Origin of the sequence: Janthinobacterium sp. NFX145, assembly GCF_049810325.1 — a bacterium.
Taxonomy (GTDB): Bacteria; Pseudomonadota; Gammaproteobacteria; order Burkholderiales; family Burkholderiaceae_D; genus Janthinobacterium; species Janthinobacterium rivuli.
Window position 1 is genome coordinate 2,156,991 of the sequence record NZ_CP187360.1, and the last position, 20,976, is coordinate 2,177,966.

Annotated in this window: 18 protein-coding genes; 10 read left to right on the top strand and 8 right to left on the bottom strand. The window is 63.2% G+C overall.

The genetic code is table 11. The annotated features are described in order from the left end of the window. Positions 1–2: 2 nt before the first annotated feature. Both ACPJXG_RS09670 and ACPJXG_RS09675 read right to left on the bottom strand, forming a co-directional pair. Positions 3–1,874 (bottom strand): Hsp70 family protein, encoded by a 1,872-nt coding sequence (locus ACPJXG_RS09670; RefSeq protein ID WP_176388442.1) that lies wholly within the window; start codon positions 1,872–1,874, stop codon positions 3–5. After that, the gene (locus ACPJXG_RS09675; protein WP_425254078.1) at positions 1,871–2,452 is read right to left on the bottom strand and encodes a DUF2760 domain-containing protein; all 582 of its coding nucleotides are present in this window, start codon (positions 2,450–2,452) and stop codon (positions 1,871–1,873) included. Before ACPJXG_RS09675 ends, ACPJXG_RS09670 begins: the two co-directional genes overlap by 4 nt. Positions 2,453–2,717: 265 nt before the next feature. On the opposite strand from ACPJXG_RS09675, the gene ACPJXG_RS09680 reads away from it, so the two are divergent. The 7 genes from ACPJXG_RS09680 to urtE all read left to right on the top strand — a co-directional run bounded on the left by ACPJXG_RS09680 (position 2,718) and on the right by urtE (position 9,961). After that, positions 2,718–3,329: a transglutaminase-like domain-containing protein gene (locus tag ACPJXG_RS09680; RefSeq protein ID WP_425254079.1), complete on the top strand. Its 612-nt coding sequence runs from the start codon at positions 2,718–2,720 to the stop codon at positions 3,327–3,329. A 16-nt stretch (positions 3,330–3,345) separates the two neighbouring features. Beyond that, entirely contained in the window at positions 3,346–4,134 is a 789-nt protein-coding gene (locus ACPJXG_RS09685) for a DUF4349 domain-containing protein (RefSeq protein WP_425254080.1), read from the top strand. Positions 4,135–4,332: 198 nt separating this feature from the next. After that, positions 4,333–5,586, top strand: coding sequence for an urea ABC transporter substrate-binding protein (gene urtA / locus ACPJXG_RS09690; protein WP_402718781.1), 1,254 nt, complete (start codon positions 4,333–4,335; stop codon positions 5,584–5,586). Positions 5,587–5,727: 141 nt separating this feature from the next. Further along, entirely contained in the window at positions 5,728–7,311 is a 1,584-nt protein-coding gene (gene urtB / locus ACPJXG_RS09695) for an urea ABC transporter permease subunit UrtB (protein ID WP_425254081.1), read from the top strand. Next, complete coding sequence (urtC, locus tag ACPJXG_RS09700) at positions 7,308–8,429, top strand: urea ABC transporter permease subunit UrtC (RefSeq protein ID WP_099400526.1); 1,122 nt, start codon at positions 7,308–7,310, stop codon at positions 8,427–8,429. The genes urtB and urtC overlap by 4 nt, the downstream gene beginning before the upstream one ends. Then, positions 8,426–9,256, top strand: a complete 831-nt coding sequence (gene urtD / locus ACPJXG_RS09705) for an urea ABC transporter ATP-binding protein UrtD (protein WP_425254082.1) — start codon at positions 8,426–8,428, stop codon at positions 9,254–9,256. Before urtC ends, urtD begins: the two co-directional genes overlap by 4 nt. A 6-nt stretch (positions 9,257–9,262) precedes the next feature. After that, entirely contained in the window at positions 9,263–9,961 is a 699-nt protein-coding gene (gene urtE / locus ACPJXG_RS09710) for an urea ABC transporter ATP-binding subunit UrtE (RefSeq protein WP_425254083.1), read from the top strand. Positions 9,962–9,963: 2 nt separating this feature from the next. Here urtE and ACPJXG_RS09715 read toward each other — a convergent pair whose 3' ends face one another. The 3 genes from ACPJXG_RS09715 to ACPJXG_RS09725 form a co-directional block, all read right to left on the bottom strand. Next, positions 9,964–10,548, bottom strand: coding sequence for a chromate transporter (locus ACPJXG_RS09715; RefSeq protein ID WP_035820135.1), 585 nt, complete (start codon positions 10,546–10,548; stop codon positions 9,964–9,966). Continuing rightward, complete coding sequence (locus ACPJXG_RS09720; protein WP_099400529.1) at positions 10,545–11,132, bottom strand: chromate transporter; 588 nt, start codon at positions 11,130–11,132, stop codon at positions 10,545–10,547. Before ACPJXG_RS09720 ends, ACPJXG_RS09715 begins: the two co-directional genes overlap by 4 nt. Positions 11,133–11,212: 80 nt before the next feature. Continuing rightward, the gene (locus tag ACPJXG_RS09725) at positions 11,213–11,389 is read right to left on the bottom strand and encodes a hypothetical protein (RefSeq protein WP_425254084.1); all 177 of its coding nucleotides are present in this window, start codon (positions 11,387–11,389) and stop codon (positions 11,213–11,215) included. 262 nt (positions 11,390–11,651) lie between these two features. Between ACPJXG_RS09725 and ACPJXG_RS09730 the strand changes: the two genes are divergently transcribed. Then, on the top strand, positions 11,652–11,873 hold the full coding sequence (locus ACPJXG_RS09730) for a hypothetical protein (protein ID WP_425254085.1): 222 nt from the start codon (positions 11,652–11,654) through the stop codon (positions 11,871–11,873). 418 nt (positions 11,874–12,291) lie between these two features. On the opposite strand, the gene ACPJXG_RS09735 is transcribed toward ACPJXG_RS09730, so the two are convergent. Continuing rightward, positions 12,292–12,891 carry a hypothetical protein gene (locus ACPJXG_RS09735; protein ID WP_235211703.1) on the bottom strand — a complete coding sequence of 200 codons (600 nt, stop codon included), beginning with the start codon at positions 12,889–12,891 and terminating at the stop codon, positions 12,292–12,294. A gap of 362 nt (positions 12,892–13,253) precedes the next feature. Then, on the bottom strand, positions 13,254–13,802 hold the full coding sequence (locus ACPJXG_RS09740; protein ID WP_425254086.1) for a phosphohydrolase: 549 nt from the start codon (positions 13,800–13,802) through the stop codon (positions 13,254–13,256). 199 nt (positions 13,803–14,001) lie between these two features. Between ACPJXG_RS09740 and ACPJXG_RS09745 the strand changes: the two genes are divergently transcribed. Together ACPJXG_RS09745 and ACPJXG_RS09750 are read left to right on the top strand one after the other, a co-directional pair. After that, entirely contained in the window at positions 14,002–17,157 is a 3,156-nt protein-coding gene (locus ACPJXG_RS09745; protein WP_425254087.1) for an NAD(P)-binding protein, read from the top strand. Beyond that, positions 17,154–18,065, top strand: a complete 912-nt coding sequence (locus ACPJXG_RS09750; protein WP_425254088.1) for an alpha/beta hydrolase — start codon at positions 17,154–17,156, stop codon at positions 18,063–18,065. Before ACPJXG_RS09745 ends, ACPJXG_RS09750 begins: the two co-directional genes overlap by 4 nt. Here the strand turns inward: ACPJXG_RS09750 and ACPJXG_RS09755 are convergent. Beyond that, complete coding sequence (locus tag ACPJXG_RS09755) at positions 18,050–20,941, bottom strand: ATP-binding protein (protein ID WP_425254089.1); 2,892 nt, start codon at positions 20,939–20,941, stop codon at positions 18,050–18,052. The genes ACPJXG_RS09750 and ACPJXG_RS09755 overlap by 16 nt on opposite strands. Positions 20,942–20,976 lie beyond the last annotated feature (35 nt).

A 20,976-nucleotide genomic window follows, 5' to 3' on the forward strand; every position in this document is an offset into this window, starting at 1 on the left:
GCTTATGGCTGCGGCGTGCCGCGCACGTCGAATTCCACTTTCCAGCGCTCGGCGCCGTCAGGGGACACGGCCAGCAGTTCCAGCGTGCCCGCCTCCGTGACTCTGGCGTGCAGTTTCACCTGCACCACGTCGCCGGCCGACCGGCCTTCGGCGGACAAGGTCGCCTGGATTTCGCTCAGTTCCTGCAATTCATCGGGACCCCAGAAATCGAGCAAGTCGCCGATCTGGTCGTTGCGGCGCGTGGACGAGGCGAAGAAGCGGAAGTGCACGGGCTCGCCCACGACGAGGCCGAATTGCTGGCCCGGCAGTTCCAGTTCGCTGCCTTCTTCCATGCCGAACGGCGCCACGCACAGGGCCTGGATCGGCGGTTCCATGCCGGGGATGGCGGGCATGGCCGATTCGATGGCCACGTAGAACGAGCTGGCCGTGCCGCCGCGGATGCGCACGCCATGGCCACGCCGCACGTAGCTGTAATAGGCCGCGCCGCGCGCGACGGCCAGGTCCAGGTCGGCCCCGGCCAGCATGCGCGCCGGTTCCGCGCCTTCCATGTACAGCCAGTCGTTGACGGTCGCCATGATGCGCTGCACCAGCAAGTCGGACTTGAAGACGCCGCCGTTGAACAGCACGGCCGTCGGGTGCAAGAAGCTGGCGCCGTCCGCCTGGCGGCCCGCAAAGCCTTCCAGTTCGCTGGTGGCCGCCACTTGCCGGCCCAAAAACGCGGCCAGGTGGCGCGTGATGGCCGCGTCCTGCGCATACGGCAAGCCCAGTTGCGTGAGGCCCGCGCGCGTGCGCACGGCAGGGCGGCTCGATGCTTCCACCTGCGGGAAGAAGCCGTCGAGGATGAAGGTGGACACTTCCGCGCGCGTCAGTTCCGTGCGGATGGAGCCGCCGATCAATTTCGAGCCGCGGCTCGGCACGACGATCGGCGCCGTTTCCATGCCGCTGTCGGCCAGCAGGCTTTCCTTGGCGCTGCGGCAGCCATACGTGAGCGCGCGCATTTGCCAGGCGTCGAGCTGGGTGCCGTTGGCGGCCAGCTTGCGGGCCACCAGGTGGGCCAGCGCCAGGTCCATATTGTCGCCACCGAGCAGGATGTGTTCACCGACGGCGACCCTGTGCGGTTCCAGCACGCCGTCGCGCTCCAAAACGGCGATCAGCGAAAAGTCGCTGGTGCCGCCGCCCACGTCGACGACCAGGATGATGTCGCCCGGCTTGACTTCCTTGCGCCAGCGGCCTTCGCTGGTCTGGATCCAGCTGTACAGGGCCGCTTGCGGCTCTTCCAGCAAGGTCAATGAGGTGTAGCCGGCCGCCTGCGCCGCTTCCATCGTCAGCTCGCGCGCGGCCGGGTCGAACGAGGCGGGAATCGTCACGGTGATTTCCTGCTGCGCGAACGGCGCTTGCGGGTGGGCGTTGTCCCAGGCCTGGCGCAAGTGCGTCAGGTAGCGCGTGGCGGCCGTAATCGGCGAAATGCGCGCCACTTCGGCCGGCGCGTCGTTCGGCAGGATGGCTGCGCGGCGGTCCACGCCCGGGTGGCACAACCAGCTTTTCGCGCTCGACACCAGACGGATCGGCGTGGTGGCGCCGCGGCTGCGGGCCATTTCGCCGACGACGAACGGCGCTTCGGCTTCCTCGGTAACCCAGGGCAGGGCCAAGTCGCCCGCCGCCACTTCATCGGCGTGCGGCAGATAGACGAACGACGGCAGCAAGGAAAGCTCTTCGACGGTGCCCGGCGCCGACAGTTGCGGCACTTTCAGCACGCCGTGGCTGGATTGCTCGCCGTCGCTCTCGACCAGGTTCACATACGACAGGGCGCTGTGGGTGGTGCCCAGGTCGATGCCGATGGCGTAGCGCGGGGTGTTGTTCGTTGTGTCGTTCACAGTTCCACCTCGGCCGGTGCCAGGATGGCGGCGTCGTGCTGCTCGCTCAGTTTCGGCAGGCGCACGCTGGACGCGCGCCAGCCACGATGGCTCAATGTACCCGTGAATGGCGCTGAACCGACGACGTTGCCCGTCAGGCGTACTTGCGCGCTGTCAAAACCTTCCTGCAGGACGATGCGGCTGCCTTCGGCTTCCTGGCGCACGGCGTCGATGGTGAAATATTCGCGCATGACCTTGGCGCAGCCTTCATGCACGACGCGGGCGGCAGCACCGATGTCGGCATCGGCATGGCTGCCCAGGTTTTCCTGGGTGAAGTCGATCAATCGCGCTTCGCGTTGCAGCAGGGCCAGCAATTGCAGGGCGGCGTCTGGCGTCGCTTCTTTCAAAATGATGGGTGCGGCGGCTGGCGTCGGCACGGGCGCTGGCGCAGGTGCCACTGGCGCGACGGGAGCGGCCTCGGGCAGGGACAGCTTTTCCACGCGGGCCGCATAGGCGGCGTCCGACAGGGTGCTGAAGAAGGCGCCGAAAGCCAGCGGGACACGGCGCCAGAACGATGGGTGGGACGATGATGTGCTCATAGGGAACTCGTTTCTCTGATCTGTAGGGAGGCGTCGGCGGCGCGCCCGGTGACGGGGCCGCTTCGCAGGGTAGTGCTTGTGCCGGGTCTATGTGGCCGGCTGCGTTTGCCCGCATGATACCAGCTACCGGGCCGGCGCCAAAGTCGCCGCCCCCCGCGCAGAGAGCCTGACGCGTGGATTTTCTTTGTTCCTGCGCAAGGAAACGCTCGATTTCATGCTGTTTCGTCTAGAATCGCGCATTATCTTTTTGCATGACCTGGATGCCATGTCTACCGACTTTTCCCCCGACTTTTCCATATATCTAGCCAGCAGCCTGTATATCGACAGCGACCATCCGGCCGTGCGCGCCAGGGCAGCCGCATTGGCGGCAGGCGCGGTGGGCGACGCCGCCATCGCTGCCCGCTGCTTTGCCTTTGTGCGCGACGAGGTGGCCCACAGCTGGGACTACCAGCGCAATCCCGTCACTTGCCGCGCTTCCGACGTCTTGCAGCATGGCACGGGTTACTGTTATGCGAAGAGCCATTTGCTGGCCGCATTGCTGCGCGCCAACGGCATTCCTGCCGGCCTGTGCTACCAGCGCCTGGCCATCGGCGAAGTGGGGCCGCCGTTTTGCCTGCATGGCTTGAACGCCGTGTACCTGCAGGAGTTTGGCTGGTACCGCGTCGATGCGCGCGGCAACAAGCCTGGCGTCGCGGCCGCTTTCACGCCGCCACGCGAGCAGCTGGCCTTTCCCGTGCTGGCGCCCGAGGAGCGCGACTTGCCGGAAATCTGGGCGGCACCGCTGCCGCAGGTGGTGGCGTCCCTGACCGGCCATGCGACGGTGCAGGACGTGGCGGCGCACTTGCCCGATATCGAATTGTTGCCTCTGCAAAAATAATCCATAGAAAGAAATCATGAAAAAAATCTGTATTGGCCTGATCGGCCTGATGTTGCTGGCCGGTTGCGGCAGCAAGGGCGAGAGCGGCGGGCAATCGAGCGCCGCGCGCCTTGATGGCAAGGAAAAGGGCAGCGAGTTTCTTGCCTATGAACATAATGTCAGCGTCGATACGAATGAGGCGCAAGTGCGGCCCCTGTATGAAAAGGTGGTCGCCGCCTGCAAGGCCGACACGGAAAACGGCTGTCTGCTGCTCGATTCCAGCGTCGACAGCGGCCGCTACGTGCATGCGCGCATCAGCATGCGCGCCAAGCCGGCCGGCATCAAGAAGCTCGTCGCGCTGGTCGCGGCCGAAGGCGACGTCACCAGCCAAGGCACCAAGGTGGAAGACTTGGGCCGTCCTGTGCTCGATAGCAAGAAACGCCTGGAAATGCTCAAGCAATACCAGGCGCAATTGCAAGACCTTGAAAAGCGTTCAGGCACGAACGTCGATGCCCTGATCAAGGTGAGCAAGGAACTGGCCACCGTGCAAGTGGAGCTGGAGCAGGCGACGGCGGCCAATGCGCTGTTGATGCAGCGCATAGACACGGATTTGCTGAACGTCGTCATCAGTGCTGAAGGCAAGCAATCGTTCTGGCGGCCCGTCAAGCGCGCGCTGGGCAATTTCACGGAAAACCTGTCGGAAGGCGTGGCCAACGCCATCACGGCCATGGCCTATATCCTGCCGTGGCTGATTGCTTTCGTGCTGCTGTTCCCGCTGGGACGCAAGGGCTGGCGCCGCCTGCGTGGAGTTCCTCGCAAGGATTGATGCCGGGATTGTTGCGTCCGGCGCACCGTTTTACGGCAATTTGAAACCTGACTGCACAGTCCTTGTGCAGCCAGGTTTTTTTTCGTGCGGCAAAAGCCGCATGCACCACGACGGACACCTGCTGGTGCTGGCATGCATTCTGCTTTAACAACATCGTATGCCCAGCTTTGACCCCACGAACCCATCACAGGAGTCCCCATGTCACGACGCATCATCCTGAAAGCGGCCGCCGCCGGCGCCCTGGCCCTGGCCACGTCCACTTATATGCAGGCAGCCCTGGCCGCCGATACGATCAAGGTGGGCATTTTGCACTCCCTGTCGGGCACCATGGCCATTTCCGAAACGTCGCTGAAAGACGTAGCCTTGATGACGATTGCCGAGATCAATGCCAAGGGTGGCGTGCTGGGCAAGAAGCTGGAAGCCGTCGTCGTCGACCCGGCGTCGAACTGGCCTTTGTTCGCGGAAAAAGCGCGCCAGCTGGTGGCGCAGGATAAAGTAGCTGTCGTGTTTGGCTGCTGGACATCCGTGTCGCGCAAGTCGGTTTTACCCGTGTTCAAGGAACTCAACAGTCTGCTGTTTTACCCGGTGCAATACGAGGGCGAGGAACTGGAAAAGAACGTGTTTTATACGGGCGCGGCACCGAACCAGCAGGCGATCCCGGCCGTCGAATACCTGATGAGCAAGGATGGCGGCGGCGCCAAGCGCTTCGTGCTGCTGGGCACGGATTACGTGTATCCGCGCACCACCAACAAGATCCTGCGCGCCTTCCTGAAAAGCAAGGGAGTCAAGGATAGCGATATCAGCGAGGTCTACACGCCGTTCGGCCACGCCGACTATCAAACCATCGTCGCCAACATCAAGAAGTTTTCCGCGGGCGGCAAGACGGCCGTCATTTCCACCATCAATGGCGATTCGAACGTGCCGTTTTACAAGGAGCTGGGCAATGCCGGCTTGAAAGCCACGGACGTGCCCGTCGTCGCGTTTTCCGTGGGCGAGGAAGAGCTGCGCGGCATCGATACCAAGCCCTTGCTGGGGCATTTGGCGGCGTGGAATTACTTTGAATCCGTCAAGAACCCAGTGAATACGGCCTTCATCAAGCAGTGGAAAGCGTATGCCGTGGCGCAAAAGCTGCCGAACGCGGGTTCGGTCGTGACGAACGACCCGATGGAAGCGACCTATGTCGGCATCCACATGTGGGCGCAAGCTGTGGAAAAGGCGAAATCGACGGACACGGACAAGGTGATCGCCGCCATGGCCGGCCAGAGCGTCAAGGCGCCGTCGGGCTTCACCCTGACCATGGATGCGACCAATCACCACCTGCACAAGCCCGTGATGATCGGCGAGATCAAGGCCGATGGGCAATTCAATGTCGTGTGGAAAACAAAGGAACCGATACGCGCCCAGCCGTGGAGCCCGTTCATCAAGGGGAATGAGGGCAAGCAGAAGTTATGAGTTAGCGGCCAAAAGGCCGGGGTCAGTCGCTTCGCGATCGGAATTCGTCCCATTGGGACGAATTCCCCCGACGGGACTTGGTGTCCCTGTCTGACCCCAGATTTTCGCTCGGGCTGAAATAACGATGAGAGGTCTTTCCGCATGCGTCTGCTACGTCGTATTTTGTTATTACTTTGCCTGTTGCCTCTGTCTGCGCAGGCCGCCATTCCCCCCGATCTGCTGAAGCCCCTCTCCGGCGACGACCCCGACACAAGGGTCGCCGCCGTCGCCCAGATCGCCGCCCTGGCCACGCCCGAGGCTGCCAAGGTGCTGCAAGCCTTGCAGGACGATCAGTTATATGCCGCGCCCGACGGCAAGGTGTATATCGTCGATGGCGAGCAGGCGGTTGACCCGGCAAGCGGCCAGAACGTGCCGATGCCGGAAGGCATCGATGGCGTGATGGTCAACAACCGCTTGCGCTCGGCCGTGGCGGGCGCCTTGTCGGGCTTGCAGCTGCTGGCGCCGGAGCGGGCCACGCGCCTGGCCGCCGCGCAAGCTTTGCAAAAGGCGGTCGATCCCGCGCAAATCCCCCTGATCCGCACGGCGCTGGCGCGGGAAAACGATGCTGAAATTAAACAACTATTGCAAGTGCTGATCGCCAGCGCCAACCTGCATGCGCCCGATGCGGCCACGCGCAAGCAAGCCGTGCAGGAACTGGCCGGCAGCAGCGATGCGCGCTTGCTGCCCGTGCTGCAAGCCATGCTGGACAAAGGGGGCGAGCTGGACGAAGCCGTGCAACTGGCCGCCATCGAAACCATGCGCCAGATCAAGGGACGAGTATCGCGCATGGAATTGGCCGGCACTGTGTTTTACGGCATCTCGCTGGGCAGCGTGCTGCTGCTGGCCGCCTTGGGCCTGGCCATTACGTTTGGCTTGATGGGCATCATCAACATGGCACATGGCGAATTGCTGATGATAGGCGCTTACACGACGTATCTGTGCCAGCTGTTTTTTCGCAGCTACTTGCCTGGCCTGCAGGATGCGTATCTGCTGGCCGCCTTGCCGGCCGCCTTTGTTGTTGCCGGCCTGGTGGGCGTGGCGCTGGAACGCACGGTGATTCGCTGGCTATATGGTCGGCCGCTGGAAACCCTGCTGGCCACCTGGGGCATCAGCCTGATCCTGATGCAGGCCGTGCGCACGATCTTCGGCGCGCAAAACGTGGAAGTGGCCAATCCGGCCTGGATGTCGGGCGGCGTCACCGTGCTGGGCGGTCTCGTGCTGCCGTATAACCGCCTCGCCATCATCGGCTTTGCCGTCGTTGTCGTGGTGGCCGTGTGGCTGATTTTGAACAAGACACGGCTGGGCCTGTTCGTGCGGGCCGTAACACAAAACCGCCGCATGGCCGATTGCGTGGGCGTGGCCACGGGCAAGGTCGACATGCTGACCTTCGGCCTCGGTTCCGGCATCGCCGGGCTCGGCGGCGTGGCCCTGTCGCAGCTGGGCAATGTGGGGCCGGACCTGGGCCAAAGCTACATCGTCGATTCCTTCATGGTGGTGGTGCTCGGTGGCGTGGGCCAGTTGGCCGGCACCGTGATCGCCGCGCTGGGCCTGGGCGAAGTGAACAAATTTCTCGAACCGGTGGCGGGCGCCGTGCTGGCGAAGATCGCCATTCTCGTGTTCATCATCATTTTCATCCAGCGCCGGCCGCAGGGCCTGTTTGCCATGAAGGGACGCAGCGTCGAATGACTACCTCCTATCCGATAAAGCAGGGCCTGTTCACGCGGCCCGTCTGGCTGGCCATTGCCGCCTGCACGCTGCTGGCGGCGCTATTGCCGATGTTTAATCTGGCGTTTGCCGAAGGCCATGCGCTGCACGTGTCCGCCTACACGGTGGCGCTGGTGGGCAAGTTCATGTGCTACGCGCTGGCCGCGCTGGCGCTGGACCTCGTCTGGGGCTACACGGGCATCCTGTCCCTGGGGCACGGCGTGTTCTTTGCGCTGGGCGCGTATGCGCACGGCATGTATCTGATGCGCGCCATCGGCGACCAGGGCCAGTACCACAGCAGCTTGCCCGATTTCATGGTCTTTCTCGACTGGAAAACCTACCCGTGGTACTGGGCGTTCACGGAACATTTCTGGTATTGCATGGCGCTCGTCGTGCTGGTGCCCGGCGTGCTGGCGTTTGTCTTCGGTTATTTTGCGTTTCGCTCGCGCATCAAGGGCGTGTATTTTTCCATCATCACGCAAGCGATGACGTATGCCTTCATGCTCTTGTTCTTCCGCAATGACACGGGCTTTGGCGGCAACAACGGTTTCACGGATTTCAAGACCATCCTCGGCCATAGCATCACGGCGCCCGCCACCCGGGCCGTGCTGTTCCTGCTGACCCTGGCCTTCCTGCTGGCCGCCTTGATCGGCGCGCGCGCCATCGTCCGCTCGAAACTGGGCCGGGTCCTGCAGGGCGTGCGTGACAGCGAAGCGAGGCTGATGTTTCTCGGCTACAACCCGCTGTGGTTCAAGCTGTTCGTCTGGACCTTGTCGGCCGTGCTGTGCGGCATCGCTGGCGCCTTGTACGTGCCGCAAGTGGGCATCATCAACCCGTCCGAAATGTCACCGGCAAATTCCATCGAGATGGTCGTGTGGGTGGCTGTCGGTGGGCGGGGCACCTTGATCGGTCCCATCCTGGGCGCCTTCACCGTCAATGGCTTGAAAAGCTGGTTCACGGCCGCCTTGCCGGAACTGTGGCTGTTCGCGCTGGGGCTGCTGTTCATCGTCGTGACCCTGTTCATGCAGCAGGGCATGTTGGGCGTGTTGAGCAAGCTCAAACGTAAAAAGGCGGCCGTCGTGGCAGAGGAGGCCGCATGAGCATCCGCATGTTGCCCGGAATGGCCAGCACCGAGGCTGGCGCCACGTATTCGCGCGTGAAAAGCGAGGGCGTCGATACGACGCATGGCGCGATTTTGTACCTCGAAGACATCAGCGTATCGTTCGACGGCTTCAAGGCCATCAACAAGCTCAGTCTCGATATTTCTGTGGGCGAGTTGCGCTGTATCATTGGTCCGAATGGCGCGGGCAAGACGACGATGATGGATGTGATTACCGGCAAGACGCGGCCCACGTCCGGCACGGCCTGGTTCGGCCAGACCATGAACCTGGCCACCATGACGGAAGCGCAAATCGCCCACGCGGGCATTGGCCGCAAGTTCCAGCGCCCCACCGTGTTCGAGCAGCACACGGTGTTCGACAACCTGGAACTAGCGATGAAGATGGACAAGCGCGTGGCGCCCACCCTGTTTGCACGCCTCATGTCGGAGCAGGCAGGCAAGATCGAAGCGATATTGCGCTTGATCCGCCTCAACGGCCAGGAAGCGCGGCCGGCCGGCTTGCTGTCGCACGGGCAAAAGCAGTGGCTGGAAATCGGCATGCTCTTGATGCAGGAGCCGCAGCTGATTCTATTGGACGAACCGGTGGCCGGCATGTCGGATGCGGAAACGGCGCGCACGGCGGAATTGCTCAATGAATTGCGCGGCAAGCATTCCATCATGGTGGTCGAGCACGACATGGGTTTTGTCACGGAAATTGCCCAGCAAGGTATCGTTACCGTGCTGCATGAAGGGTCCGTGCTGGCGCAGGGCCGCATGGAAGAAGTGCAGGCCGACGAGCGCGTCATCGAAGTCTATCTGGGAAGGTGAATACATATGCTGGAAGTCGAGCAATTGAATCAATACTATGGTTCCTCGCACACCTTGCGCGGCATCAATCTGTCGGCGCGCAAGGGCGAATGTCTGGCTTTGCTGGGCCGCAATGGCGTGGGCAAGACGACCTTGTTGAAATGCCTGATGGGCGTGCTGCCCGTGGCGCAGGGCACGGTGGTGTTCCAGGGGCGCAACATCACGAAGCTGACGCCGCATGCGCGAGCCAAGCTGGGCATCGCTTACGTGCCGCAGGGGCGCGACATCTTTGCGCGTTTGACGGTCGAGGAAAACTTGCTGATGGGCATGGCGGTGAAGCGGGGCAGGCAAGCGTCGCGCATCGATCCCCACGTGTATGAACTGTTTCCGGTGCTCAAAGAGATGCTGCAGCGGCGCGGCGGCGATTTGTCCGGCGGACAACAGCAGCAGCTGGCGATTGCCCGCGCCCTGCTGGCCGAGCCGCAATTAATCATCTTCGACGAGCCGACGGAGGGTATTCAGCCCTCCGTCATCAAGGATATCGGCAGGGTCATTTCTTTGTTGAAACAGCGCGGCGACATGGCCATCGTGCTATGCGAACAATATTTCGATTTTGCCCGCGAGCTGGCCGACGAATTCATCGTCCTGTCGCGCGGCAGTGTCGTCGCCAGCGGACTGGCGGAACAGATGGATGGCGAGGACGTGAAGCGGCACCTGGCCGTGTAAGGTCAGACGAGCTGGAACCAGCCCAGCACGGCGCCGGCCGCCAGCAGCCACAGCAAATGGATCTTCGTGCGCCAGATGATCAGGCCAGCCACGATGGACAGGCTCCACAGGGGCCAGTCGGTGCGGATGTCATGGTTGGCGCCGCCCAAAATCATGCCGGTGGAAATCAGGAGCGCGACGACGATGGGCGCCATGCCTTGCTTGAAGGCGCGCACGGGGAGCAGGTCGCGGTTGCGGTAGCCCCATTGGGCCGCCACGTAGGTGAGGGTGGTGCTGGGCAGCATGATGCCCACCATGGTGATGAACACGCCCAGGTAGGCGGCTGTGTAGCTGCCCGCGTTCATGCCCACGTTCCAGCCCATCAGGGCGACGAACAGCACGTTCGGGCCCGGCGCGGCCTGGGCGATGGCGATCGACTCGTTGAATTGCGCCTGCGTCAGCCAGCCATGCTGTTCGACGAGGAAGCGGTGCATTTCGGAAGTGGTGGAAATGGCGCCGCCGATCGACATCAGCGACAGCATCAGGTAGTGGCCGAAGAGGTTCAGCCAGTCGCCCGTGCTCAACACCAGTTGCAAGGGCGGATTCATGGGGACAGCTTTCGATAGGTGAGCAGGCAGCCGATGCCGCCCAGGCCCAGCAGGATGTACAGCAGGGGCCAGCGCAAGATCGCCACCATCAGCACGCCCAGCACGGTGATGGACAAGGTCAGCCAAAGGGGCAGCGGATGCTTGGTCAGCGCGGTCGCCAGTTTCACGCCCGTGGCGGCGATCATGCCGGCCGACACGGCCGCCATGCCGCGCAAGGCGCCCGCCATCTGCGGATTGTCGCCAAAGCGCGTGTACAGCACACCCAGCACCAGCACGATGATGAGGGGCGCGGCCAGCATGCCGGCCAGCGCCGTCAGCGCGCCCTTCAAGCCGAAATAGCGCCCGCCCACCATCAGCGACAGGTTGACGACATTTGGCCCGGGCATGATTTGCGCCACGGCCCAGTCTTCCAGGAATTCCTCCTGCGTCAGCCAGCGCTTGCGCTCGACCATCTCGCGCTGGATCACGGCCAGCACGCCGCCAAAGCCTTGCAGGGCCAGCCAGGTGAACGAGAAGAACAGGTCGGCAAGCGAAGCGGGTTGCGGACGGGGCAGGTCGGGCGGAAGGGTGGGAGGTGCGGGCATGGCTGATTATCGCCGTGCCTGCTTTGCCTTGTCCATGCTTATGTCCGCACTTATTTCCCTTGCCCTTGTTCAGGCATGGCTCAGCCCCCACCGATGCCGGCGATAACCACGCCCGTGCCCCCGCACATGGGACAGGGCTGGCCATCGGCCCTGGCGCCCCGGCCCTGGCAATGCGTGCACACGTTTTCACCGGTGCCGGGGGTGCCGGAAGGGGCGATGTCGCCGGGATTGCTGGCCGGCTCGGGTGTTGTATTCATGTCGTGTCTCCTCGTTGATGCAACGCGAATGCCGCGTGATGGCAGAAAATCCATACTAGGCTGGCCACAGGTGCGGCGTTTGATCTGCCTTAGGCGTGCGGCCTTGTGTATCAGAAAAAAACTGCATTGGAATACCTGCCTGGCATTGACATCGCGCGTTTTTCGGCAATACTTTCGCTGTCACTCTTCCACGCAGCCATCCCGGCGCCGTTCTCCGCTGCCGTTTCCCGCCACGTCCACCTTCCCGCAGGAGTCATTCATCATGCCGAGTTCCCAAGCAACCTTGCACATGCCTGTCATACCGGTCGTGCGCCATGTGCGCGTTGACCAGAAGATGTGCGATATCGTCAATCTGGGCATTGCCGTGCAGGCCGCCTTCAGCACCTTGTGCGCGCTGGAATACCTGAAGTCATACAATGTCGCCCCCGAACTGATCGAGAGAGTGCTGCTGCACCCGGAGCAGCGCCGCCAGAGCCTGCATTGAATATCCGCACGGCAACTGTGTTGCCGGTAGCGTTAGCCTGGTGTTGTCGGTTTGATCATTACGGCTCAGTTATGCACAAATGATGGGATAACGAAATTGACGAAATAATTTTCCCGTGATTATGTGTGAGTTTATAAGTGTTTGATTTTAATGGATTTTATTTTTGCTGTTTGATTGGGCAGTTTATTGAAAGCCGCATGGGCTGTGGCTTTGAAGGCTGTCAATAGGCCCTTATCCACAAAGATATCCACAGTCCGTGTGGATATCTGAAAAAGCGCTTAACAATCCGCCACTTAGGAAATTAGCGCCGCTCAGCACACGCCATCGGCGGGAAAAAGGGGCCAAAACGGGGCATGCCGCAAGCCTGTATGCCTATCCAGTGTTCTTGTTTTTTATGACTGAAAGTAGCGGCCAATGCTCAGGGCGTGCCGCCGGCTGGCGCCGCTGGCGTGTTGCCGCACTGGGCCAGGGCGGCGGCCAGTTCGGCGACTTGCTGCTCCGCTTCGCGCAAGGTGGCGTAGGTGCGCAGCGAGGCGATCACGGTGGTAAACAACTTGCGCGTGGTGAGGTCGGTTTTGCACCAGAAATCGTTGATGTCGTAGTCGATGATGATGCGGTGCTCGAGCGCCTGGCCAGGCTGGCCCGTACGCAGGATGATGCGCACGGCGCTGTTGTGCAATTCTTCGCGGACCTGGCGCGCCACTTGCAGGCCGGCATCCTGGGTTTCCATGATCACATCGAGCAGCACGACGGCGATATCGGGCGTGCCGCGCAGCAAGCTGAGGGCCTCGGCACCCGAATACGCGTGCAAAAAGCTCAGCCGGCGCCCCTGGAAGCTGGCCTGGCTGAGGGCGAACTTGGTGACCACATGCACGTCGACATCGTCATCAACGATCAGCACGCGCCATGGCGCCGCGGTGGCAGGCTCTGCCGTCGCGTCTGTCCGTTCCAGCGGCTCATCGACCAGCCAGTCCGGTTCGTCCGCCCCCTTGGCGGCGCTATCGCTATCCATGTTCATGCGTTTATCCACCGTTGATCGTGCTCGCTACTCCACACTATGCCAGTCTGCGGGGTTTGTCAAAACAATGCGGTTCAAGCAAGACGCCGTGTCGCCAGGAATGCTTATGCACAGAAAAATATATTTTCATGGTGGCAGAGTAAGTTTGCTCAAGCGCAAATTCATGATTGCAAGTCATTGATTTCATTGGGGTAAAAAATTGCCTGTGAAATCAGCAAATTGTTGAAACCCGCATCAATACTGGTGTTGCGGCTTGTCAAGAGGGGCTTATCAACAACTTTATCCACAGTTGCTGTGGATATCTAAAAAAGCCGTGCAAAAACCGGGGCTTAGCGTCCGTTCGTGCGGCAAGGTGCCAGCATTCATGCGGCGAGGCCAAGTCCGCTCAACCGGGCAAAGGCGTGCAGGAAGCGCTGCTTGGCTTCGGCCGGACCCATGGCTTCGATTATACCGGGCAAGGGGGCGATGCCGTCAAGGTAAGCCCAGCGCTCGGCCGAGTGCGGCATCAGGTCGCGCTTTTCTGTCGCCAGCGCGATCAGGTCGGCCTGCTTGATGGGCGCGTAATCGGAAAAGTCCAGGTCATAGGTGGCGGCGATGATGGCGCTGACCTTGTCTTCCAGCACGGCAAACTCCGGCAGCAGCACTTTCAAGGGTTTCACCATGTCGCCCAGGTAGGCTTCGGCCGCGTCGTGCAGCAGGGCGGCCAGGCGCAAATGGGGCGGCACCAGTTCGGCGACGATCAGGCTGTGCTGGGCGACCGAATAAAACACTTGCGTCTGTCCATTGAAGCGGCACTGGTAAGCGAGGCCGTGGGCGATGTCCTCGATGGCGACCTTGTCGATATGCGGGCGCAAGGGGTAAAAACGGTTGCCTAAATAAGTGGAAACGTAGTCGGTGGTAATCATTGCCATGGCATGGTGCTCGTAACGCTCAAGATGCTGCATCGTACACCCGATGGCATGGACTTGCCCCGGCCGACGTGCGCAGGCAGCTTTCCGGATGAGCCTATGCATCTTGGCAAATCCTTTAATTTATTTCATATCATTCATTGATCTTTCTCAAATACACTGTAGAAATCTTGTTTGACTGAAACTTAAAGGGGACAGGGCAATGACGGCGACACCTTCGGCAAGACCTTCGTATATCTATCAGGGCGGTTCGGTGATGATGCACTCGCCGCTGCAATTGAAACAGTCGGAAATGTACGGCTATTTCGTCCGGGGCGACCTGGTGAAACTGCAAGCGACCGTGAATACCACCCTGAACCAGGTGGCGGGCAGCAAGATGACCCTGAAAGCCCTGTCGCCGTATGTGATGCTGACCTTTACGCGCGTCAACCATGCGGACTCCGCCAACCCCGTCGACCAGGCCAAGGGCTGGATCACGGAAGTCGACATCGTCACCTGGATCATGGTCGGCCAGATGGATGACGCGGGCAAGCTCGCGCATATCTATTGGTACCCGTGCCATATTTTCGTCGATGACGCGATGGCCCTGATTAACGGGCGCGAACTGTTCGGCTATCCGAAATACCTGTGCGACTACGAAATTCCCGCCGCCGGCAGCGAGCCGCTGCGCTGCTCCGTGGCCGCCAAGGGCTTCCAGCATTTTTCGCCGGAAACGAAACTGGCGCTGCACCCGTTGCTGGAAGTCAACGCCACCGTGCAGACGGGGCCGCACAAACCCATCAACAGTTTCCTGGAACTCATCGAGCAGGCATTCCAGATTTTCCTCTCCATCCCCGATTTCTTCGACATGGACCAAGCTGGCTGGGCCGATATTCTGTCCTTGCTGCGCAAGCCCCGCATCGACCAGATTTTCCTCAAACAATTCCCCGACAGCGCGGGCGTGAAAGCCGTGTACCAGGCCCTGGTGACCGCGCCGGCCGAGATCAACCGCCTGCACAGCGCGCGCCTGCTCGGCTATGAATACGAATGTACCTTGCACGCGTTCGACAGCTTCCCGCTGGACCAGACCCTGGGTTTGCAACTGGGGCCGCAGGCGGCGATCTTGCCGTTCAATGTGAACTTCGATTTCACGGCCATGCCGGGCGAGGAACTGGTCGACAATTCCCGCATCGCGCCGGAAAGGATCGCCATCCTCGGCGGCGGCGTGGCGGCCATGACCACCGCGTATTACTTGACGAACCAGCCGGGCTGGCAAAACAGGCATGCCATCACCGTCTACCAGCTGGGCTGGCGCCTGGGCGGCAAGGGCGCCAGCGGGCGCAATGCGCAAGTGGGCCAGCGCATCGAGGAGCACGGCTTGCACATCTGGTTCGGCTTCTACGCGAACGCTTTCAAGATGATCAAGGAAGCGTATGCGAGCCTGGAGCGTCCGCCGGGCGCGCCGCTGGCCACCTGGCGCGACGCTTTCAAACAGCACGATTACGTGGCCCTGTCGGAAGACGTCAAGGGCAAGTGGCGCAACTGGTCCATCGTCTTTCCCACCTTGCCGGGCGAGCCGGGCGAGGGCGGCGAAGACATCACCCTGTGGCAGATGGCCATCGCCATGGTGGGCTGGATCGAGCAGTGGCTGCGCCAGATACGCCTGGTGGCGGACGCCGACGCGCGCATAGAGCGTGCCAGTGCCAGCGCCAGCGCCTCGCAGGGAGAGGGCGTGTGGCCCGGCTGGCTGCGCCGCCTGGCCGATGAAGTGGTGGGGCAGGCCGACGAACTGGGGCTGGACGTGGGCTTGTCCGTGGGCGCCCTGGTGGCCTTGGTGGCGGACCTGGCGCCCGACTCCACGCGCCACGACCAGGCGCGCCACCAGCTGCTGGCCAGCACCCTGAACGGCATCCGCGCGTGGCTGCGCCTGCGCTACCGGGCCCTGATCGATGGCGACGATGAATTGCGCCGCCTGTTCATTTGCCTGGACCTGGGCATCACGGTCATGAAAGGCATGTTCGAGGATGGCGTGTTCAAGCACGGCTTTGACGTCATCAACGACATCGACTTCCGTGCCTGGCTGAGAAAACATGGTGGCGACGAGCAGTTCAGCGTCAACTCGGCGCCCGTGCGCGGCTTTTACGACCTCGTCTTCGCCTATGAAGGCGGCGATTTTTCGAAACCGAACATCGAGGCGGGGACGCTCTTGCGCTCGATGGCGCGCATCGGCCTGGCCTACAAGGGCGGCATCATGTTCAAGATGCAGGCCGGCATGGGCGACACGATTTTCACGCCGCTGTACCAAGTGCTCGCCAAGCGGGGCGTGGAATTCAAATTCTTCCAGCGCGTGGAAGAACTGGTGCCGGGCGCGGGCGACATAGCCAGCATCCGCATCACGCAGCAGGTGCAATTGAAAGACCCCGGCGCCGGCTACGCGCCGCTGGTGGACGTGAAGGGCCTGGCTTGCTGGCCCAGCGCGCCCGATTACGCGCAGATCGAACCGGCCCAGGCCGCGCTGCTGCAGGCGCAGGACGTCAACCTGGAATCGTACTGGAGCGGCTGGCCGCAGCAGTACCAGCAGGCGTTCGGCCGCGCGCTGCCCGCCACGGTGTTGAAGAAGGGCGTCGATTTCGACAAGGTGGTGTTCGGCATTTCCATCGGTTCGCTGCAAGCCCTGTGCCCGCAACTGCTGGCGCAAAGCCCGGCCCTGCAACTGGCGGCCGACAAGGTAAAAACCGTGGCCACGCAGGCCTATCAGGTCTGGCTCAACAAGAACCTGGCGCAGATGGGCTGGACCACGCAGCCCAAGGGCCAGCAGCCGGTGCTGTCGGCTTTTACTGAGCCGTACGACACGTGGGCGCCGATGGACCAGTTATTGGCGCACGAGGACTGGCCGGCGGGGCTGGAGCCAAAAAACGTCTCGTATTTTTGCAGCGCCTTCCCCGTCGACAGTTACCCGCCCGTCACCGACACGGATTTCCCCGCCCGCTGCGCGGCCAGGGCGAAGCAGGGCGCCGTGCACCAGTTGGAGCGCGAGATCGGCGCGCTGTGGCCCGAGGCGGGCGCGCCGGGCGCGTTTCCGTGGCAATGGCTGGTCGACGCAAAAGAGGGGGCGGGGCCGGCGCGCTTCGACAGCCAGTACTGGCGCGCCAACGTCGACCCGTCCGAGCGTTACGTGATGTCGGTGGTGGGCAGCACCCAGTACCGGCTGGCCACCGACCAGTCGGGTTTTTCCAACCTGTTCCTGACGGGCGACTGGATCAGGACGGGCCTCAACGCGGGTTGCGTGGAGGCGGCCGTGATGGCGGGCATGCAGACGTCGCGCGCCATGACCGGCTATCCGGCCGTGATCCAGGGCGAGACGGATTTCAAGGCATGAAACGCCTGATGCTGGTGTGCCTGGTCCAGCTCCACCTGCACGCGGGCGCCGCGCCGGCCGGTGCACTATTCCTGTGGCCCGGCGCGCCACCCGGTGGCGCGGCGCCGGGTCCGCAGCACGACAGCGCCAAAGGCTCCATCACGCAGGTGGAACAACCGTATCTGATCGCGCACCGCCCGGCGCAGCCGAACGGTATCGCCATGCTCGTGGTCAGCGGCGGCGGCTATGCGCATATCGAGGCGGGCAAGGAGAGCGGCCCCGCCGCCGGCTGGCTGCAGGCGCACGGCGTCACGGCGTTTGAACTCGTGTACCGCCTGCCGCAGGAGGGCGGCGGGGTGGCCGCGCCATTCCAGGATGGCCAGCGGGCCATGCGCGTGATCCGTGCGCGCGCGGCTGAATGGGGCATCGACCCGGCGCGCATCGGCATGCTGGGTTTTTCCGCCGGCGCGCACCTGGCTGGCATGACGGCCGTCCTGCCGGACGCGCCCCGCTATGCGCCCGTCGATGCGATTGATGGCATATCGGCGCGGCCCGACTTTGCCGTGCTGCTGTACCCCGTGCTGACCATGCAGCGTCCATTCGACACGACACATGCGAAAAAGCAGCTGCTGGGCGCCCATCCCGCGCAGGCGCCGCGCGACGCCTTGTCGGTGGAATTGCACGTCGATGCGCGCACGCCGCCCACCTTCATCGCGCAGGCGCTCGACGACCGCGTGTCGCCGCCCGAGAACAGTGCATTGATGGCCGCCGCCCTGCGCCGCGCGGGCGTGCCCGTCGAGCTGCACCAGTTCCAGCACGGCGGCCATGGCTGGGGCCTGGGCAAGCCGGGCAGCGAACCGGCCGCGTGGCCGCAACTGCTGCTGGCGTGGCTGCAAGCACAGGGCTGGATGGCTCAGCCGGCGGGCTGAGCTTCCAGGTCGCGCCGCGCCGAATCGAGCGCCGCCTGCAGCTGCGGCAGGAACTGCTCCACGTTGTCGAGCTGGCCGTTCGACGCCAGGGTTTCCATCTGGTGGCACAGGCCGTGCAGGGTGGGTCGGCTCAGGTAGCCGGCGCTGCCCTTCAAGGCGTGGAAGGCGGCAGCGGCGGCGCTGGCGTTGCCATCGCGTACGGCGTGGCAGGCCAGGTCCAGGCGCCGTGGCGCTTCCGTCAGGAACGCTTGCGCGATGCGCTGCAAGTGCTGCGGCGACAGGCCTGCCAGCGGCAGAATGTGCACGGGCGCCGTCATGGGATCGGCCGGTGCGGGCGGCTCGTCGTTGGCGTCGTCCAGACCGAACTGGCGCGCCAGGGCGTCATCTTCGACGGGCGCGGCCGGCGGCAGCGCTTGGCCGCGCGCCAGCAGCAGGTCGATGAGGGCGTCGATTTTTTCGAACAGCAGCGCTTCGTCGACGGGTTTGCTGAGGAAATCGTCCATGCCGCAAGCCAGATAGCGTTGCCGGTCATGTTCGCTGGCGTTGGCCGTCAGCGCGAGGATGGGGATGTGCGCGTCGGGAATGGGGAATTGCGCGTTGCCGCCGTCGCGGATCAGGCGTGCGGCCTGTTCGCCATCCATCAGCGGCATGCGGCCATCCATCAGCACGCAATCGTAGGGTTCCGTGCCCAGCGCGCGCAGCGCCTGCTCGCCGTTTTCCACGATGGTCACGGCATGCCCCATGCTTTCGAGCAGGGTGCCGATGATGATCTGGTTGGTGCGCACGTCTTCGGCGCACAGGATGCGCAGGCGGCAGGCGTGGCGCGCCTGGCGTGCCGGCCGGCGCGCGTCGGCCGCCGGCGCGCTGCCCGGCGTCAGCGGCAAGGTGAAATGGAAGCGCGAGCCGATGCCGACCCGGCTTTCCACGCCGATCGTGCCTTGCATCAGTTCGACCAGTTCCTTGCAGATGGCCAGGCCCAGGCCCGTGCCGCCGTAGCGGCGCGTGGTGGAGTGGTCGGCCTGCTCGAATTTCTGGAACAGGCGCGGCAAGGTGTCCGCGTCGATGCCGGTACCCGTATCGCTGATGATGAATTCGATCTCGCTGCGCCCGTCGTGGCGCGGCGGCGTGCGGGCGCGCCGCACTTCCAGCAGCACTTCGCCATTGGCTGTGAATTTCAGCGCATTCCCCAGCAGGTTGATGAGGATTTGCCGCAGGCGCGTCGGGTCGGCGCGCACGTAGCGCGGCAGGTCCAGCGCCAGTTCGCGGCGCAGCAGCAGGCTCTTGGCGTCGGCCTGGCCCTGCACGATGCCGGCCGCGTCGCCGATCAGCGCCAGCAAGTCGAAGTCCACGGTTTCCAGGGTCAGCTTGCCCGCGTCGATCTTCGAGAAATCGAGGATGTCGTTGAGGATGGTCAGGAGCGACACGCCATTGTGCAGGCCGATGCGCAGGTATTCCTGCGTGCGGCCACGCACGGACTGGTCGCGCAGGGCGAATTTCAGCATGCCGATCACGCCGGCCAGCGGCGTGCGGATGTCGTGGCTCATGGCGGACAGAAAATCGATGCGGTGGCGGCTGACCACTTCCGCGTGCTCCTTGGCCTTCAGCAAGGCGTCGTTGCTGAGGGTGAGCGCCAGGGTGCGTTCCTGCACCCGCTGTTCCAGGTTGTTGCGCAGCAATCGGATCTGGTCGGCCAGGGCAAAGGCCAGCAGCAAGCCATCAAACGTGCCGCCCAGCAGTGTCACCAGCTGGGCGTTGGCCACCATGGCCGGCATCAGGCCCAGGTTGGCCGGCAGGATCAGAAAGCCGGGCAGCATCAGGGCGACGAAGGCCAGCACGAAGAAGCGCGCCGGCTGGTAGCCGCGGCACCAGACGACGATGCCGCAGATCAGCGCCATCAGCATCCAGATGCTGATGGCGATGGTGGCCAGGGTGTGCGCATACGACAGGGCGAAGAAGCAGCTGGGTAGTAGCAGCAAAGGCAGCACCAGGTTGACCTTGCTGATGCGGTACAGCAGGGGCGAGTAGTCGCGCAGGCGCAGAAAATGCATGTAGAACAGGGTGCTGAAGACGGGCAGCAGGAAAAACGGCACGTAATGGAGCTGCAGCCAATGCCAGTCGAACAGGTCGGCAAAGACGTGGAAAGTCATGGCCCAGGCCAGGCCATAGGTCAGCACGTACAGCGCGTAATAGGCCGAGGCTTTTTCCAGGGTGATGGAAAAGATGAAAAAATTGAACAGGCCCAGCGCCAGCAGGGCGCCGATGGAGGCCACCATCAGGAAGTTTTCCTTGCCCACCAGCTTGCGGTAGTCCTGCTGCGTCTTGACGCCGAACAGGGGGGCGCGCGCGTAATACGGGCTGGAAAAGCGGATCAGGATGTCATACGTGGCGCCCGGCGCCAGCTGCACGTTCCTGCCGTAGTGCAACAAGTACTCGTGCGGGCGCTGGTAGCCCGTCAGCAAGGTCCGCGGCGCCGTGTGCGGTCCGGGGCCATACACGTGCAGGTCGACCAGGTCGATCAGGGTGTCGTTCGGGTCGATGACCCAGGCCGCTTCGCTGCTGTCGTTGCGCACCCGCGCATGCAGCCAGTAGGCGCCGCCGAGCAGGTCGACCTGTTCGGCTGGACGCTGGCGTGCCAGCCAGGCGGGCAGGGCGGCTGCATCGGCAGGCGCGGCGTCACCGCCGGCGAGAAACAGTTGTCCACCGTTACCCAGATGCTGGATGCCTTGCTTGCTCAGGGGCAAAGGATCCGCCTGCGCCGCGCCCGCCAGGCCCAGCAGGCCGAGCAGCAGGCCGATCAGCAGCGGCCAGCCGCCTAGCCAGGCGCTGGCGCGGAAGCTGGAAGCGCGGTGGCGCAAAAGGGGCGGGTGGGCTGGCATCGATGGGTTGGGTAATGGTCGCGCGGAAACCGGCG

Excerpts from the sequence above, each read along its gene's own strand:
- urtD (WP_425254082.1), top strand. The coding sequence starts at position 8,426 with ATGAGCATCCGCATGTTGCCCGGAATGGCCAGCACCGAGGCTGGCGCC.
- ACPJXG_RS09755 (WP_425254089.1), bottom strand. The coding sequence starts at position 20,941 with ATGCCAGCCCACCCGCCCCTTTTGCGCCACCGCGCTTCCAGCTTCCGC.
- ACPJXG_RS09735 (WP_235211703.1), bottom strand. The coding sequence starts at position 12,891 with ATGAACATGGATAGCGATAGCGCCGCCAAGGGGGCGGACGAACCGGAC.
- urtA (WP_402718781.1), top strand. The coding sequence starts at position 4,333 with ATGTCACGACGCATCATCCTGAAAGCGGCCGCCGCCGGCGCCCTGGCC.
- ACPJXG_RS09675 (WP_425254078.1), bottom strand. The coding sequence starts at position 2,452 with ATGAGCACATCATCGTCCCACCCATCGTTCTGGCGCCGTGTCCCGCTG.
- ACPJXG_RS09725 (WP_425254084.1), bottom strand. The coding sequence starts at position 11,389 with ATGAATACAACACCCGAGCCGGCCAGCAATCCCGGCGACATCGCCCCT.
- urtB (WP_425254081.1), top strand. The coding sequence starts at position 5,728 with ATGCGTCTGCTACGTCGTATTTTGTTATTACTTTGCCTGTTGCCTCTG.
- ACPJXG_RS09720 (WP_099400529.1), bottom strand. The coding sequence starts at position 11,132 with ATGCCCGCACCTCCCACCCTTCCGCCCGACCTGCCCCGTCCGCAACCC.
- ACPJXG_RS09680 (WP_425254079.1), top strand. The coding sequence starts at position 2,718 with ATGTCTACCGACTTTTCCCCCGACTTTTCCATATATCTAGCCAGCAGC.
- ACPJXG_RS09730 (WP_425254085.1), top strand. The coding sequence starts at position 11,652 with ATGCCGAGTTCCCAAGCAACCTTGCACATGCCTGTCATACCGGTCGTG.
- ACPJXG_RS09750 (WP_425254088.1), top strand. The coding sequence starts at position 17,154 with ATGAAACGCCTGATGCTGGTGTGCCTGGTCCAGCTCCACCTGCACGCG.
- urtE (WP_425254083.1), top strand. The coding sequence starts at position 9,263 with ATGCTGGAAGTCGAGCAATTGAATCAATACTATGGTTCCTCGCACACC.
- urtC (WP_099400526.1), top strand. The coding sequence starts at position 7,308 with ATGACTACCTCCTATCCGATAAAGCAGGGCCTGTTCACGCGGCCCGTC.
- ACPJXG_RS09685 (WP_425254080.1), top strand. The coding sequence starts at position 3,346 with ATGAAAAAAATCTGTATTGGCCTGATCGGCCTGATGTTGCTGGCCGGT.
- ACPJXG_RS09745 (WP_425254087.1), top strand. The coding sequence starts at position 14,002 with ATGACGGCGACACCTTCGGCAAGACCTTCGTATATCTATCAGGGCGGT.
- ACPJXG_RS09715 (WP_035820135.1), bottom strand. The coding sequence starts at position 10,548 with ATGAATCCGCCCTTGCAACTGGTGTTGAGCACGGGCGACTGGCTGAAC.
- ACPJXG_RS09740 (WP_425254086.1), bottom strand. The coding sequence starts at position 13,802 with ATGGCAATGATTACCACCGACTACGTTTCCACTTATTTAGGCAACCGT.